Source organism: Microbulbifer sp. ALW1 (assembly GCF_009903625.1).
Taxonomy (GTDB): Bacteria; Pseudomonadota; Gammaproteobacteria; order Pseudomonadales; family Cellvibrionaceae; genus Microbulbifer.
The window spans coordinates 4,308,940-4,325,179 of the sequence record NZ_CP047569.1; the positions used below are offsets into that span (position 1 = coordinate 4,308,940).

14 protein-coding genes are annotated in these 16,240 nt (G+C 60.5%); 7 read left to right on the forward strand and 7 right to left on the reverse strand.

Features of this window, described 5'->3' with window-relative positions; genetic code table 11:
* The first annotated feature begins 25 nt into the window (after nucleotides 1-25).
* Nucleotides 26-550, forward strand: coding sequence for a 3-hydroxyacyl-[acyl-carrier-protein] dehydratase FabA (gene fabA, locus GRX76_RS17810; protein WP_105103213.1), 525 nt, complete (start codon nucleotides 26-28; stop codon nucleotides 548-550).
* A gap of 76 nt (nucleotides 551-626) precedes the next feature.
* Nucleotides 627-1,850 (forward strand): beta-ketoacyl-ACP synthase I, encoded by a 1,224-nt coding sequence (gene fabB, locus GRX76_RS17815; protein ID WP_160154525.1) that lies wholly within the window; start codon nucleotides 627-629, stop codon nucleotides 1,848-1,850.
* An 80-nt stretch (nucleotides 1,851-1,930) separates the two neighbouring features.
* Here fabB and GRX76_RS17820 read toward each other — a convergent pair whose 3' ends face one another.
* The 4 genes from GRX76_RS17820 to GRX76_RS17835 form a co-directional block, all read right to left on the reverse strand.
* A complete protein-coding gene (locus tag GRX76_RS17820; protein WP_160154526.1) occupies nucleotides 1,931-2,767 on the reverse strand; it encodes a sugar nucleotide-binding protein in 837 nt (278 codons plus the stop codon).
* A gap of 17 nt (nucleotides 2,768-2,784) precedes the next feature.
* A complete protein-coding gene (ssb, locus tag GRX76_RS17825; RefSeq protein WP_160154527.1) occupies nucleotides 2,785-3,363 on the reverse strand; it encodes a single-stranded DNA-binding protein in 579 nt (192 codons plus the stop codon).
* Between the two features lie 235 nt (nucleotides 3,364-3,598).
* Nucleotides 3,599-4,771 (reverse strand): MFS transporter, encoded by a 1,173-nt coding sequence (locus GRX76_RS17830; protein WP_160154528.1) that lies wholly within the window; start codon nucleotides 4,769-4,771, stop codon nucleotides 3,599-3,601.
* Between the two features lie 126 nt (nucleotides 4,772-4,897).
* Nucleotides 4,898-6,301 carry a mannose-1-phosphate guanylyltransferase/mannose-6-phosphate isomerase gene (locus GRX76_RS17835; protein WP_201276857.1) on the reverse strand — a complete coding sequence of 468 codons (1,404 nt, stop codon included), beginning with the start codon at nucleotides 6,299-6,301 and terminating at the stop codon, nucleotides 4,898-4,900.
* 151 nt (nucleotides 6,302-6,452) lie between these two features.
* Here GRX76_RS17835 and uvrA point away from each other — a divergent pair, with 151 nt between their 5' ends.
* The 5 genes from uvrA to GRX76_RS17860 all read left to right on the forward strand — a co-directional run bounded on the left by uvrA (nucleotide 6,453) and on the right by GRX76_RS17860 (nucleotide 14,103).
* Nucleotides 6,453-9,281 carry an excinuclease ABC subunit UvrA gene (gene uvrA, locus GRX76_RS17840; RefSeq protein WP_160154529.1) on the forward strand — a complete coding sequence of 943 codons (2,829 nt, stop codon included), beginning with the start codon at nucleotides 6,453-6,455 and terminating at the stop codon, nucleotides 9,279-9,281.
* A 71-nt stretch (nucleotides 9,282-9,352) separates the two neighbouring features.
* The gene (pxpA, locus tag GRX76_RS17845; RefSeq protein ID WP_160154530.1) at nucleotides 9,353-10,105 is read left to right on the forward strand and encodes a 5-oxoprolinase subunit PxpA; all 753 of its coding nucleotides are present in this window, start codon (nucleotides 9,353-9,355) and stop codon (nucleotides 10,103-10,105) included.
* A complete protein-coding gene (gene pxpB, locus GRX76_RS17850; protein WP_160154531.1) occupies nucleotides 10,096-10,887 on the forward strand; it encodes a 5-oxoprolinase subunit PxpB in 792 nt (263 codons plus the stop codon). Before pxpA ends, pxpB begins: the two co-directional genes overlap by 10 nt.
* Entirely contained in the window at nucleotides 10,884-11,816 is a 933-nt protein-coding gene (locus GRX76_RS17855) for a biotin-dependent carboxyltransferase family protein (protein WP_160154532.1), read from the forward strand. Before pxpB ends, GRX76_RS17855 begins: the two co-directional genes overlap by 4 nt.
* Before the next feature lie 229 nt (nucleotides 11,817-12,045).
* Complete coding sequence (locus GRX76_RS17860) at nucleotides 12,046-14,103, forward strand: chitinase (RefSeq protein ID WP_201276858.1); 2,058 nt, start codon at nucleotides 12,046-12,048, stop codon at nucleotides 14,101-14,103.
* A gap of 230 nt (nucleotides 14,104-14,333) precedes the next feature.
* Here the strand turns inward: GRX76_RS17860 and GRX76_RS17865 are convergent, their stop codons facing one another.
* The 3 genes from GRX76_RS17865 to rpoA all read right to left on the reverse strand — a co-directional run bounded on the left by GRX76_RS17865 (nucleotide 14,334) and on the right by rpoA (nucleotide 16,226).
* Nucleotides 14,334-14,597, reverse strand: coding sequence for a DUF1315 family protein (locus GRX76_RS17865; protein WP_160154533.1), 264 nt, complete (start codon nucleotides 14,595-14,597; stop codon nucleotides 14,334-14,336).
* 107 nt (nucleotides 14,598-14,704) lie between these two features.
* Entirely contained in the window at nucleotides 14,705-15,097 is a 393-nt protein-coding gene (gene rplQ / locus GRX76_RS17870) for a 50S ribosomal protein L17 (protein ID WP_160154534.1), read from the reverse strand.
* Nucleotides 15,098-15,221: 124 nt separating this feature from the next.
* Nucleotides 15,222-16,226 carry a DNA-directed RNA polymerase subunit alpha gene (gene rpoA, locus GRX76_RS17875; RefSeq protein ID WP_160154535.1) on the reverse strand — a complete coding sequence of 335 codons (1,005 nt, stop codon included), beginning with the start codon at nucleotides 16,224-16,226 and terminating at the stop codon, nucleotides 15,222-15,224.
* Nucleotides 16,227-16,240 lie beyond the last annotated feature (14 nt).

Here is a 16,240-nt window from a genome sequence, read left to right on the forward strand (position 1 = left end):
AAGAATGCCCAAAATCGGGGACCCAATGAGTAATTTCGTTCAAAAAAGCAGCTACACCCGCGAAGAACTTCTGGCCTGTGGCCGCGGTGAAATGTTCGGCCCGGGTAATGCCCAGCTGCCCGCCCCCAACATGCTGATGCTGGATCGCATCACCCATATTGCCAAAGACGGCGGCGAGTTCGGCAAAGGGGAACTGATTGCCGAACTGGATATCACCCCGGACCTGTGGTTCTTCGACTGCCACTTCCCCGGCGATCCGGTCATGCCCGGCTGCCTTGGCCTCGACGCCATGTGGCAGCTGCTGGGTTACTTCCTGGCGTGGAAAGGCAACCCCGGCCGCGGTCGCGCCCTCGGTTGTGGCGAGGTGAAGTTCACCGGCCAGATTCTACCGACCAACAAGAAAGTCACTTACCATATCCAGATGAGCCGCCTGGTAGAGCGCAAGCTGGTGATGGGTATTGGCAATGGCTCTGTATCTGTTGACGGTCGCGAGATTTACACTGCCAAGGATCTGCGCGTCGGCTTGTTTACCCGTACAGACAACTTTTAATCCGTCTGTCGGTCACACAAGACACTGTCATATAAAAAAATAACAATTCACTCTATACGTTTTATTGGAGATCACTATGCGCCGGGTAGTCATTACCGGAATGGGCATCACTTCCTGCATCGGCAACAATACCGAGGAAGTGCTGGCCTCCCTGAAAGCCGGCCGCAGCGGCATCCGTTACATGGATGAGTACGCCGAACTGGGTCTACGCAGCCAGATCGCCGGTGTCGTCGATATCGATTTCAAGGAACACATCGACCGCAAGCACCTGCGCTTCATGGGCGATTCCGCCGCTTACGCCTACGTTTCCATGGCCGAAGCCATCAAAATGGCCGGCCTCGAAGAGTCAGAAATCTCCAACCCACGCACCGGTCTGGTCATGGGCTCTGGCGGCACCTCCACCGCGGCGATCATTGAATCTGCGAACATCCTCAAAACCAAGGGTGTGCGTCGTGTCGGCGCCTATCGCGTGCCCCAGGTGATGGGCAGCACGGTTTCCGCCTGTCTCGCCACCCCGTTCAAGATCAAGGGCGTGAACTACTCCATCTCCTCGGCCTGTGCCACCTCGGCGCACTGCATCGGCAACGGTGCCGAGCTGATCCAGATGGGTAAACAGGACATCGTATTTGCCGGCGGCGGTGAGGAACTGGCCTGGAGTCTGACCCACCTGTTTGACGCCATGGGTGCCCTCTCCTCCAAGTACAACGATGCCCCGACCACCGCTTCCCGTCCCTATGACGCCAATCGCGACGGTTTCGTGATTGCCGGCGGCGGCGGCTGTGTGGTTCTGGAAGAGTACGAGCACGCCAAAGCCCGTGGAGCCAACATCATCGCCGAACTGGTGGGCTACGGTGCCACCTCTGACGGTTATGACATGGTGGCCCCCAGCGGTGAAGGCGCGGCACGCTGTATGCAGCAGGCGTTGGCAGGTATGGACGGCAAGGGCCTCGAAGGCGGTGTGGACTACATCAACACCCACGGCACCTCCACCCCGGTAGGTGACGTCGCTGAACTGCGTGCAATGAAAGAAGTGTTCGGCGACAAAGTGCCGGCATTCGCCTCCACCAAGTCCCTCACCGGTCACTCCCTGGGCGCCGCCGGCGTACAGGAAGCGATTTACAGCCTGCTGATGATGCAGAATGGCTTTATCGCCGCCTCTGCCAACGTGGAAACCGTGGACGAAGCGGCCGAAGGCCTCGACCTGGTGACCGAGCTGCGTGAGACCGAAGTGCGCCGTGCACTGTCCAACAGCTTCGGCTTCGGTGGCACCAACGCCAGCCTGATCTTCGACAAGGTTTAAGGTCGAAAAGACTCAGGTCACCCCAATAAAAAAGGCGAACTGCATGCAGTTCGCCTTTTTTATTGGGTACAAATTGCGTTTCAGCCTTCCGCTTTCTGCAATCGCTCCAGCCACAATTCCACCTGGCGCGTCAGCCCCTGACGCCAACTACGCTGCTGTATACCGAACACATCCCGCAGTTTTTCGCAGGCCAGTACCGATGAGTGGTCTGCCGCTGCCGGCGACAAGGCCAGTAACTCAGCGGCGAAATCTTCGCCATACAAAGACTGCACCCGATCCACCACCTCACGACCGAAGTCCATCGCGGTACAGGTATCCGCAGAACCAAAATGGTAAACACCGGAGCGGGGGGCACCACTGGCAAGCTGCTGGGTCACCGCCACCACAACCCGCACCAAATCGGAAACCGTCACCGGATTACCCCGAGTGACGTCGTCCAGCACGATCGGCTTGCTCTGTAGCAGGCCGGAGACAATCCGCCCCAACAGGGCCCGCTCGCTGCGGTCCACTTTCCAGCCGAGGCGCAGGATACTGGTATTTTCCAGTGCACCCAGGCGCTGCTCACAGTAGAGCCACTCACGGCCGCTCTCTGTGTCGGGGCTTGGCTCTTCGTCCTCATGGATTTTCTTGCGCACACCGCCGCCAAATACGGCGTAGGAAGACAGATGCAACAGCGCAGTGTACGAGACCTGCGCCAAAGCGTCACAGACACCGCGGGCCAGCTCCTTGCGGGCACTGCCGGCACAGCTGGCCGCGTTGATCACCAGCGCCCCGGCGCGCACCTGCGACACCTGCTCCGGACCCAGTAACTGAACCCGGAAGCCCACGCGCTGCAGGCCCTTTTGCAGGGCACTGTCGATGGCGTTGCCGGCGCCGATCAGGGCGACCGTATCCGGCTGGTAGCCTGTGTGATGCATGGAAGTGAAAACTCGTCTTAGAACGGAATATCGTCGTCGAAGCTGTTATCGAAACCACCGGCCGGCGGCTGATTGCCCGCTGGCTTGTTGGCCGGCTGCTGGGACGGCGCCATCGGAGATGGTGTGGAACGGCCCTGGGAAAACTCGTCCTGGTAGCCGCCGCCCTGGTTAAAACCACCACCCTGCTGACCTTGCTGGCCTTGCTGGGAGTAGCCACCCTGGCCGCCCTGCTGGTAGCCGCCGCCACCCTGTTCACCGCGGCCATCCAGCATCTGCATTTCGCTGGCGACGATTTCGGTGGTGTAGCGGTCCTGTCCGGACTGCTTGTCCTGCCACTTGCGGGTACGCAGTGAGCCTTCCAGGTATACCTTGCTGCCTTTGCGCAGGTATTCACCGGCGATTTCAGCCAGACGGTTGAAGAACACCACGCGGTGCCATTCGGTGCGCTCTTGGTTCTGGCCCGTCTGCTTGTCTTTCCAGGTTTCAGAAGTCGCCAGGGTTACATTGGTGACTGCACCGCCACTGGGGAGGTAGCGGGTTTCCGGGTCGCCGCCCAGGTTACCAATCAGAATTACTTTGTTTACGCCCCTGGCCATATGCCTCTCCTCTCGGTCGGTCCTCGATATGCGGTATACGCATACGGACCTGCTCAATGTTTGGATTTAATGAAAGTTTTACTGAAATTCAGAATCGGAAAGCGGCGCGGAGGCTTGCCTCGGACGTCCCCTGAGTCACTCAGGAATACCGCCGAGCAGGCTGCCCGCACCGCTTACAGTGTATTTTTATCCAGCAGCATACAACACTCGCCCGGGGGCCGTCACCGCCGGTGTATCAGACGCTGGCAAGCGGTACCCGGGTGCCACGCATCTGCCACCAGGCCAGTGACCAGAGCACCAAAACGCCCAGTGCCAGGGTCGCTACAGCGCCCGCGCCGCCGCTCCCGTAAACCACTCCACCGAGGCTTCCGCCGGCAAATGCGCCCAGGAACTGCAGGGTGGCGTAGAGACCGGTCGCTGCGCCGCGGCACTCCGCCGGTGCCACTCGGGTCAGCTGGGCCGGCAGCAGCGCTTCCAGCAAGTTGAAGGCGAGGAAGAACACTCCCAGACAGACGATGACCCAGGCTCCGTGTACCTGCGGCATCAGCGCCACGCCGCCAAAAATCAGCCCCAGCAGGGCCAGACGCATGGCAGCCGGCACCTTATGGCGCTTCTCCGCCATTCGCATCAGCGGCACCATAAAAATGAAAGCGCCCAGCATCAGCGGACCGTAGAGCTTCCAGTGCTGGTCACTGGGCAGGTGCAACTGATCTACCAGTAGCAGCGGCAGGGGTACGAACATCATGGTCAACAGCAGGTGCAGGAAGAAGACACCGCACACCAGCCGCCACACATCGCCCTGGGCCAGCAGGCGGGAAAAGTCGCCCCGCTGCGGCCCGCGGCGCTCAGCCACCTGCGGGTTCGGCACCAGTCGCCACACCAGCAATATACCCAGCAGCGCCAGCAGTGCAGTCAGCCAGAAAATGGCCGAGAGACCGCCAAAACCGGCGACCAGAGGCCCCAGTACCACGGCGAGCACAAAGGCAACACCGATGGAGGCACCGATCACCGCCATGGCTTTGCCACGGTTCTCATCCCGGGTCAGATCCGCCGCCAGGGCCATGGTGGCCGCGGCAATGGCGCCGGCGCCCTGGAGAATCCGCCCGGCGATCAATCCGTAAACCGAATCGGTGAGCGCGGCCACCACACTGCCGAAGGCAAATACCAGCAACCCCACAAAGATGACCGGCTTGCGCCCCCAGCGATCGCTCAGCACCCCCAGCGGAATCTGCAGCAGTGCCTGGCTGAGCCCGTAAGCCCCCAGCGCCAGGCCCAGCAGTGCCGGCGTACTGCCCTGATAGTCGGCGCCATAGAGCGACAGCACCGGCAGCACCATAAACAGGCCCAGCATGCGGAAAACATAAAGGGAGGCGAGGCCGGCAAGGGCGCGGCGTTCAGTGGAGTTCATGCGGAGGTTCCGGACACAGCGAAAAACGGAGCGCATTGTAGCAGCCGCGGCAGCGGAGGTTGATCCCCCGCCACCTAAGGGCCAGATAGCGCCAGGCTATGGTGATACGACGGTCAACAGCAGCCGTCAATTGCGCCCGTACTGGTCCTCGAAGCGCACGATATCGTCCTCTCCAAGATAGCTGCCGGATTGCACTTCGATCAGCTCCAGAGGAATAGCGCCCGGGTTTTCGAGGCGGTGTACTACCCCCAGCGGGATAAACGTGGACTCGTTCTCGGTCAGCAGCAGCTGATCGTCACCGCGGGTCACCATGGCGGTACCGCGCACCACTATCCAGTGCTCGGCGCGGTGGTGGTGCATCTGCAGGGACAGCTGGCAGCCGGGTTTGACCACAATGCGTTTGACCTGGAAGCGCGGCCCGGCGTCGATAGAATCGTAGTATCCCCAGGGACGGAACACCTTGCGGTGGTTTTCCGCTTCGCTGCGCGCGCTCTGCTTCAGGCGCTGCACCAGTTTCTTGACCTCCTGCACCCGGCTCTTGTCCGCCACCATCAGGGCGTCGTCGGTGTCCACCACCACCAGGTCCTGTACCCCGAGGATTCCGACGAGGCGGTCACCGCCGTGCACCAGACAGCCGCTGGCATCTTCGGCCAGCACATCGCCGCGCAACAGGTTGTCGTTTTCATCCCGCTCCGCCAGTTCCCACAGGGCCGACCAGGAACCGACATCGCTCCAGCCCGCCTGCATGGGAATAACTGCGGCGGCTTCGGTTTTTTCCATTACCGCGTAGTCAACAGAATCCGACGGACACTGCCCGAAGGCCTCGGCGTCGATGCGGGTGAAGTCCAGATCCCGCGCGGCCCCGCTATAGGCTTCGCGACAGGCGCTGAGTATTTCCGGGTGATGCAGTGCCAACTCTTCCAGATAGCGACTGGCGCGGAACAGGAACATGCCGCTGTTCCAGTTGTACTGGCCACTGGCCAGATAGCCTTCCGCGGTTGCCTGATCCGGCTTTTCCACAAACTCCGCCACCTTCCAGCCGGAGGCCAGGGCATCGCCACTGCGGATGTAGCCGTAGCCGGTCTCGGCACTGGTGGGCACTATTCCGAAAGTGACCAGATGACCGTTCTCGGCCAGTTCAGTGGCGGCGATCACGGCCTGCTGGAAGGCGGTGGTATCGGCCACTACATGATCTGCCGGCAATACCAGCAACAGGGGATCCTCACCCTTCTCCACCGCAGCCAGCGCCGCCAGGGCAATGGCGGGGGCGGTATTGCGCGCACAGGGTTCCAGCAGGATCGACTGGGCCGCGCGGTCAATTTCCTGCAACTGTTCGGCAGCAGCGAAGCGATGATTCTCGTTGCACACCAGAATCGGCGCCTGCACCGCGGGCAAGCCACTCAGGCGCAGCGCCGTGGCCTGCAGCATGGTCTGGTTACCGGCAAGGGACAGGAATTGTTTCGGATAGGCTTCGCGGGACAGTGGCCACAGGCGCGAGCCGGTGCCACCACAGAGAATGACAGGGATCATGATTTCCGGGTCCAGACTGGGTTATTCAATTCAGGTTATTCGTATTCAAAGCAGGGGGAATTTTGGCACACTCCCGCACCGGATTATACTTGACCGTTTTCTCCCGCCCGGTTCGCCGGCGGCGACGCCCGTCTAAAACACAGGACAACTTGTGGATACGATTTACGTACGGGGTGCCCGCACCCACAACCTGAAGAATATCGACCTGGATATTCCCCGCGACAAACTTATCGTGATCACCGGACTCTCCGGCTCTGGTAAGTCCTCACTCGCGTTCGACACCCTGTACGCCGAGGGCCAGCGCCGCTACGTGGAGTCTCTCTCCACCTATGCGCGCCAGTTCCTGTCGATGATGGAAAAGCCCGACGTGGACACCGTGGAGGGCCTGTCACCGGCCATTTCCATCGAGCAGAAATCCACCTCCCACAACCCTCGCTCCACCGTGGGTACCATCACCGAGATTTACGACTACCTGCGCCTGCTGTTCGCCCGCGTCGGCGAGCCGCGCTGCCCGGAACACCACGAGCCGCTGCAGGCGCAGACGGTCAGCCAGATGGTGGACCAGGTGCTGGCGCTGCCGGAAGGCACCAAAATCATGCTGCTGGCGCCGGTGGTGCGCGACCGCAAGGGTGAACACCTGCACGTGTTCGAGCAGCTGCGCCGGGACGGCTTTGTACGCGCGCGTATCGACGGCACCGTGTGCGACCTGGACGACACCCCCAAACTGGATAAACGCAAGAAACATACCATCGAGGTGGTGGTCGACCGCTTCAAGGTGCGCGACGATCTGCAGTTGCGCCTCGCGGAGTCTTTTGAGACGGCACTGAACCTCACCGATGGCATCGCATCGATCAGTTACATGGATGGCGGGAAAGATGACCACCTTTTCTCCGCCCGCCACGCCTGCCCGGTATGTGATTACTCACTGGACGAACTGGAGCCGCGCCTCTTCTCGTTCAACAACCCCGCCGGTGCCTGCCCTGCCTGTGACGGCCTGGGCGTGAAGCAGTTCTTCGATGAAGACAAGGTGATCCTGGACCCGGGGAGCAGTATTTCCGAAGGTGCCATCCGCGGCTGGGACAGACGCAATATCTACTACTACCACATGCTCACCTCCCTGGCGGAGCACTTCGATTTCGATATCGACAAGCCGTGGCAGAAACTGCGCAAACGCGATCGTGAGGTCATTCTGCACGGCAGCGGCGATACCCCGGTGGACTTCAGCTATGTCAACGACCGCGGCGACGTCACCATCCGCCGCCACACCTTCGAAGGCATCATCCCCAACTTCCAGCGCCGCTACCGGGACACCGAATCCCAGTCGGTGCGCGAGGAGCTGGCGAAATACCTGAGCACCCAGAAGTGCCCGGACTGCTCCGGTACCCGCCTGCGCCGGGAAGCGCGCAATGTGTTTGTGGACAACCGCACCCTGGCGCAGATCACCGAGCTGCCGGTGGGCGATGCCTTTGAGTACTTCGCCAACCAGCTGCAGTTCAAGGGCGCGCAGAAGGAGATTGCCGACAAGATTCTCAAGGAGCTGCGCGACCGCTTCCGCTTCCTGGTGGATGTGGGCCTCAACTACCTGACACTAAACCGCAGTGCCGAAACCCTGTCCGGTGGTGAAGCCCAGCGCATCCGCCTGGCCAGCCAGATCGGCGCCGGTCTGGTGGGTGTGATGTACATTCTCGATGAGCCCTCCATCGGCCTGCACCAGCGGGACAACGAGCGCCTGCTGAACACCCTCACCCACCTGCGGGACATCGGCAACACCGTGATCGTGGTCGAACACGACGAGGACGCGATCCGCGCGGCGGACTTCCTGATCGATATCGGCCCAGGCGCCGGTGTACACGGTGGCGAAGTGGTCGCCGCCGGCACCCATGAACAGGTGGCCAGTTGCGAGCGCTCACTTACCGGCCAGTACCTGTCCGGCAAGAAACAGATCAAGATTCCGGAAAAGCGTATTGCCGCCTCCGGAGAGGTGTTGAAGATCGCCGGCGCCACCGGCAACAACCTGAAAAATGTCGACCTGGAAATCCCGGTGGGGCTGTTTACCTGTGTTACCGGTGTTTCCGGTTCCGGTAAATCCACCCTGATCAACACCACCCTGTACCCGCTCGCGGCCACCGCACTGAACAAGGCCACCACCCTCAAGGCATCGCCGCACAAGGCGATCGAGGGGCTGGATCACTTCGACAAATGCGTGGATATCGACCAGAGCCCCATCGGCCGCACCCCGCGCTCCAATCCCGCCACCTATACCGGAATCTTTACGCCCATTCGCGAACTGTTTTCCGGCACCCAGGAGGCGCGCTCCCGCGGCTACAAGCCCGGCCGCTTCAGCTTCAACGTAAAAGGCGGCCGCTGTGAAGCCTGCCAAGGCGACGGTGTGATCAAGGTGGAAATGCACTTTCTGCCGGACATCTACGTGCCCTGTGATACCTGCAAGGGCAAGCGCTACAACCGAGAAACCCTGGAAGTGCAGTACAAGGGCAAGAGCATCCACGAGGTGCTGGAAATGACCGTGGAAGACGCGAGGGAATTTTTTGACCCGGTGCCTTCCATTGCGAAAAAACTGCAGACACTGATGGACGTGGGCCTTTCCTACATCAAGCTTGGGCAGGCCGCGACCACACTGTCCGGTGGTGAAGCCCAGCGGGTAAAACTTTCCCGCGAGCTGTCCAAGCGCGATACCGGCCAGACCCTGTATATCCTCGACGAGCCCACCACCGGGCTGCACTTTGCCGACATCCAGTTGCTGCTGGATGTACTGCACCGACTGCGCGACCACGGCAATACCATTGTGGTGATCGAGCACAATCTGGACGTCATCAAGACCGCAGACTGGATTGTGGACCTGGGCCCCGAGGGCGGTTCCGGCGGCGGCGAGATTATTGCCACCGGTACACCGGAGCAGGTGGCCAAGGTGAAGGGTTCGCACACCGGGCGCTTCCTGAAACCGATGCTGAAAAGCCGGTAACTTGTCCACAGGAAAACTCAGCCCCAAGGGGAAACCAGCCCACTGTGGCTAGCCGGCACGGAGGGCAGGCAATGACCAGCGTCGATATCAATTGTGACCTGGGGGAAGGTGAAAACGCGGAAGACTGCGCGCGCGATGCGCGCATCATGCCGTTTATTTCCCGCTGCAATATTGCCTGCGGCGGCCATGCCGGTAATACCACCACCATGGCGCTGTCGCTGGAAAATGCACGCGCAACTGGCATCGCCGCCGGTGCCCACCCGGGCTATCCCGACAAGGAAAATTTCGGCCGCCGCTCCCTGTCCATGCCTCGCGAGGATCTGCTTTCCTCCGTGCGTGAGCAGATACTCGCCCTGCAGAACATTGCGGAACATAAGCGGGTAACACTCAGCCACATCAAATTGCACGGGGCCCTCTATAACGACGCCGAAGCGGATGAGGGGCTCGCCGAAGACCTGGTGCAATTGATTGCCCGGGACTTCAGCAACCTTCAGATTCTCGCACTGGCCAACGCCGCAATGGAGCGGGCCGCAAAGAAATACCGGCACCCGGTACTGCGTGAAGGCTTTATGGACCGGCGCTACCTGAACGATCACCAGCTTGCCCCCCGCAGTATGCCCGGATCGGTGATGTCATCGTTCGACGAATGCCTGGCACAGGCCCTGGCCCTAACCACCGGCCACCCCTTCTTATCGATCGAGGAAAAATCACTGCAGTTTTCCGTCGACAGTATTTGCCTGCACGGCGACAACCCGCGGGCAGAATCGATTGCGCAGGATCTGCAACAGGAACTGCTGCGCGCCGGAATCCGGCTATGCCAATAACCAGCGCCTTTGAATTGCAACCCAACGGTGATGCCGCAGTGGACATCCGCTTTGCGGAAGCACCCGGCGAGCCCCTGAGCGAACGGATAATTGCCCTCGCCCAGGCAATCGAATCGGCATCCCTCCCCGCGGTTACCGAACTGGTGCCCGCCTATCAGTGCCTTACGGTGTGCTTCGACCCGCAGCGACTGCTGCCCGCGGATTCCGCTGACCGTCCCGCGTCCTCTGGCACCGATACCCTGATAGCGATGTTGCAAGCGCTGACCGAGGAAACCCTGAGCCGCGCACAACCGGCGCAGGGCCCCCGTACACTGATCCGGATACCCGTGTGCTACGACAGTGACTTTGCGCCTGATATGCCCGCCGTCTGCGCCCAGTCCGGGCTCAGTAAAAGCGAGGTGATTACCCGCCACACTACGCCGCGTTACCTGGTGCATATGCTCGGGTTTACCCCGGGGTTTCTCTACCTGGGGGGCCTGGACCCGCAACTGCACTGCCCGCGCAAGGCGCGCCCCGAACTCAAGGTGGCCGCAGGGTCCGTGGGCATCGGTGGTGCCCAGACCGGTATTTATCCACAGGCCACCCCCGGTGGCTGGCAGGTGATCGGCCGCACGCCGCTTTCGCTGTTCCGCCCACAACAGGAAACGCCGTTTATCGCCCGTCCCCTCGACCGGGTTCAGTTTGTGGCGATTACGGCAGAACAGTTTGCGGAGATGGATCCGCTGGCCACTCCAGAGTCTGTACCGCTGGTGAATACCGCGGATTCGGAAGGTGCGCGGTGAGCCTGCATATCATCAAGCCGGGTCTGCAGACCACGGTTCAGGACGGCGGGCGACCGGGAAACCTGCGCTGGGGACTCGCCTGCGGGGGCGCTGCGGATACCTTTGCGATGCACCTGGGCAACCTGCTGCTCGGAAATCCGACCTCACACCCCTGCCTAGAGGTGGCGGTGACAGGCCCGGATATCGAATTCAGCGAGGATGTCACCATCGCGGTGACCGGCGCGCGCTTTGACCTGTTCCATAACGACAAGGCGGCCGAGAACGACCAGGTACTGGCAATGCGCAGTGGCGACCGGCTCCGCTTCGGCGCGCTGCGATCGGGGGTCCGGGCCTATATCGCACTCGCCGCAGATATGGACCTTGCCCCCGCGTTCAACAGCCTTTCAACACATGTGATCGCGGGCTTCGGCGGAATGCGCGGGCGCGCACTTCAGGCGGGCGATCTACTGCCCCTGCGCCACAGTCGCATAGCGCCAATCCGGGCACTACCTGGGGAATACCGCCTGGATTACCGCGCCCGGCCCCTACTGCGTGTGCTCCCGGGCCTTGAGGCCCGGTATTTTTCCAGCGACGCACTGGCGCAGTTTTACCAGGGCGGTTTTACCGTTTCACCGCAGAGCAACCGCATGGGTATACGCCTGCAGGGGAGTCCACTCCCCCAGCAGAACATGCCCCAGCAGATTTCCTCCGGCCTGTGCCCCGGCACGGTACAGGTACCCCCCAATGGACAGCCCATTGTCAGTTTTGTCGAGGGACAGACCATCGGCGGCTACCCCCGCATCGCCCATGTCATCAGCGCAGACCTGCACCGGCTGGGACAGTTGGCGCCCGGTGCGCGCCTGGATTTTGAAGCCGTCGACCTCGACACCGCCCATCAAATCCTCCGGGACAAGTCGCGACTGCTGGCGGAACTTGTTTTCCGGCTGTAACCCGCAGACTGGCAACGGCGGTCAGGCCGGTATCTGCACACGAACCCCGACGGTCTAGCCCTAGATCCCCAGATTCCTGGCAATTTCTAAAAACCTGACAGCTCTTCCGGGAATTGGCGCGGGATCCCCTTCCCGAGCCCCAAGGCTTTCGCTAACTTTTCCTGCGCAAATGACAACGCTGTCAAGCGTTTCGACTGCGCTAACTGAAATAACAATAAATGGAGAAGACATGTCCACTCAGTCCAGGCCCTCAGCGGCCGCCAAGGTACACCTACTGCCAATCACCCCATTCCGGAACCCCCTCTCAAAACCCCTGCGCGGCCCGCTGACGGCTTTTGCCCTCGCAACTACCATGTGCCTTCCTGCACACGCCGTTCTGCCCGCAGAGACTTATGAGGCCGGACAGAGCTACGCTGGCGGCAGCCTGGTCTGCTATCAGGAAGATCTGTTCCGGGCCCAGTGGTGGGCCGGCCCCAACGATTCCCCGGAAGCGGCCTATACCGCCAGCAACAGCTGGGACAGCCCCTGGGTCCTGGATGGCCCGGGCTCCTGCACCTTCGGCAATGGCAATCAGGCACCGGTGGCCATTGCCTCTGCAAGCCCCGCGGAAATTAGCGGCGCGGGCAGCATCGCACTCGACGGCAGCCTGTCATCGGACCCGGATGGCGATGCCCTCGCATTCCAGTGGACTCAGATTTCTCCAGCCTCACCGGTAGCGGCCATTCAGGCGCCAAATGCCAGCGGCACCCAGGTAGACCTGCCGCCCGTAGAGACCGATACCCAGTACGAGTTCCGGCTCAGCGTATCGGATGCCCAGCGGACGGATTACACCACCGTGCAGGTAATGCAGTGGGCAGATCCATACCTACCGCCGCTGCCGACGATTGTGATTAGCGCCCCCACGAGCACCAGTGCCTGCCCGGGCACTATTACCCTCAGCGCGGAAAACTCCTCCTATCCCGACGGTGAGACCTACGTTCTGACCTGGAGGCAGATAAGTGGACCCGCGGCCGAAATCCTCACGCCCAACAGCGAAACCACCGCGGTGAATTTGCCCGATGCGGGGACTGATTCGGTCTACGCCTTCGAACTGCAAGCCACCAATGGGGAACTGTTTGTTAGCGAAAACGTTTCCGTTCAACAGCAGTGTGGCGACAGCGGTTACCGTATTCCGCTCAGTACCCTGGAGGCACGGGAAGCCGAGCTGACCTCGAGCCCGCTGTTTACCCAGGTGAAAGCATCGATCGTCACACGGGAAAATGCCGCAGTAGAAGCAGTCACTCCCGGTCGCAGTGAAATCCCGGAAAACGTACAGCGGGTAGAGTCCATCATCGACAACGCGGACTGGAACTTCCTGTTCCCGGTGCGCGCGGCGGAGTATTCATATACCAACTTCCTGCGTGCTGTTGCCAAATTCCCGGCATTCTGTGGCGACTATAGTGACGGCCGCAACGCCGAGGCGATCTGCAGGAAATCCCTTGCCACCATGTTCGCCCACTTCACCCAGGAAACTGGTGGCCACACCCCGCACTGGGCCGAGCCCGAGTGGCGCCAGGGGCTGTATTTCATCCGCGAACAGGGGTGGAGTGAAAGTACCCCCAATGGCTACGGTATTTGCGACCCATCGACTTGGCAGGCACAGCAGTGGCCCTGCTCGACCTTTGCCGATGGCAGTTTCAAAAGTTATTTCGGTCGCGGCGCCAAACAGTTGAGTTACAACTACAACTACGGCCCGTTTTCTGCGGCCATGTTTGGTGATGTGGGCGTACTGCTGGAACAACCAAATCTGGTGGCGGATACCTGGCTAAACCTCGCCAGCGCGGTATTTTTCTTCGTGTACCCGCAACCGCCTAAGCCCAGCATGTTGCATGTCATCGACGGCACCTGGCAGCCCAACGGTCAGGACCTAGGTAGCGGACTGCTACCCGGATTTGGTGTGACCACCATGATCATCAATGGCGGCATCGAGTGTGGTGGCAGCAGCGAACACGCGCAGTCGCAAAATCGCATCGATTACTATCGCAACTTCGCCGACTACTTATCGGTGGAGATACCCGCAGATGAAATTCTCGGTTGCGCCAGCATGAGCCGGTTTGCCGTGGGTGGCGCGGGCGCCATGGAAATTTACTGGGAACAGGACTGGAGCTGGGATCCCCAGTATCCAAATGGACAGAGCTACGCTTGCAAGCTGGTGGGTTACCAGACACGTTTCTCCGCATTCATCGAGGGTGACTACGTGCGTTGTGTGGAGCACTTCTTTGACGTAAACGTCGATCGCAATCAGTAATCCCCGAGATTTGCGCAGTGAAAAGAGGCCGGACGTTACTGGCCTCTTTTTTACAAAAACCCCGGATTGCGCTGTTTGGAAACAGCGGTAGTGCCCGGTGGGCTTACGCAAGCTGCCCAGACCAAACCGGCATTGGCGCTGCGCCAAAAAACCCGAATCTTGAAACCCGAAATCCGAAATCCGAAATCCGAAATCCGAAATCCGAAACCCGAAACCCGAAACCCGAAACCTCAGGAGTGTACCCAGGTGACGGTCTCGTCTTGATGTTCGTGCTTGTCACCACAAGGGGTAGCCTTTGGCGGCACATAGCCCACACGAGATGTGGGTTCCATATGACGCTGCTCCCAATAGGCCACAGCTTCCCCACACAGGGACTTTTGCTGCTCGGTCAAGGCAATACCATTGGGCCATTTACCCAGCTCGATTGCGCGCTTGAGGCTACCCACGATCTGGGGATTCAATATCTTCAGCAAATCATCCAGGGACTGGAACATCACACACCCATCAAAAATTGCAGATCAGAAAAAAGAAAAGCCGGTCAATGACCGGCTTTTCTTCGCTCGGCACAAAAAAAGTACCGAAAACCCTAAAGCGGGACGCCTCAGGCTTCTGCAGCTTCAGCAGTCTCGTCCGCTACCGGACGGTCTACCAGCTCAACATAAGCCATAGGAGCCTTGTCGCCTGCGCGGAAACCACATTTCAGAATGCGGATGTAACCGCCCGGACGGGCTTCGTAACGGGGACCCAGCTCGTCGAACAGCTTGCGCACGGCATCCTTGTCACGGATACGGGCGAAAGCCAGACGGCGATTGGCAACACTGTCTTTCTTGGCCAGGGTGATCAGCGGCTCGGCGACGCGACGCAGCTCCTTGGCTTTCGGCAGTGTGGTTTTGATCAGTTCGTGCTCGACCAAGGACGCAGTCATGTTTTTGAACATGGATTTGCGATGGGCGCTGGTACGACTGAATTTACGGCCACTATAACGATGACGCATAACTCAATTCCTCACGACTTCAATTGCTTTCACAGCAAGTCGTCTGGGAGTGGCACTTGCCGCAGGCGCACACCACTCGGTTTTCTTCACGCGGGCGGGCAAACACGCCCGCGCCACAAACGCTTTACAGGGAGCTCAGCTTGCTGTCGCCCTTGAGGCTGGCCGGCGGCCAGTTCTCAAGACGCATACCCAGGGACAAGCCACGGGAAGCCAGAACGTCCTTGATTTCGGTCAGGGACTTCTTACCCAGGTTCGGAGTCTTCAGCAGCTCTACTTCGGTACGCTGAATCAGGTCGCCGATGTAGTAGATGTTTTCTGCTTTCAGACAGTTAGCCGAACGCACGGTCAGTTCGAGGTCGTCAACCGGGCGCAACAGCACCGGATCCACTTCCTCTTCCTTGGCTTCTGGCGCTGCATCCTTCTCGCCTTCCAGGTCCACAAACACTGCCAGCTGCTGCTGCAGGATGGTGGCGGCGCGACGGATGGCTTCTTCCGGATCCAGGGTACCGTTGGTCTCCAGGTCCAGAACCAGCTTGTCCAGGTCGGTGCGCTGCTCTACACGAGCCGCTTCGACGCTGTAAGAAACGCGACGAACCGGGCCGAAAGAGGCGTCCAGCTGCAGGCGGCCAATGGCGCGGGTCTCTTCTTCGTCTTCGCGACGGGCGTCGGCGGGCTGGTAGCCACGGCCGCGCGCAACGGTCAGACGCAGGTTGAGTTCCACATCGCCAGTAATGTTGGCGATCACGTGCTCAGGGTTCACGATTTCGATGTCGTGATCCACCTGGATGTCCCCAGCGGTAACCGCACCCGGGCCTTTCTTGCTCAGGCTCAGTACTGCCTGGTCCTTGCCGTGCATCACCACCGCAATTTCCTTCAGGTTGAGCAGGATTTCAATTACGTCTTCCTGCACACCTTCGATTGCGCTGTACTCGTGCTCAACACCGTCAATCTCGACTTCAGTGACGGCGCAGCCCGGCATAGAGGACAGCAGGATGCGGCGCAGTGCGTTGCCGAGAGTGTGGCCAAAGCCACGCTCCAGCGGTTCCAGAACCACTTTGGCGTGGTTCTGGTTGTACTCGGTGACGTCAATACGACGAGGTGTCAAAAACTCGTTGACAGCAGTCTGCATAGCCATACCTGTAT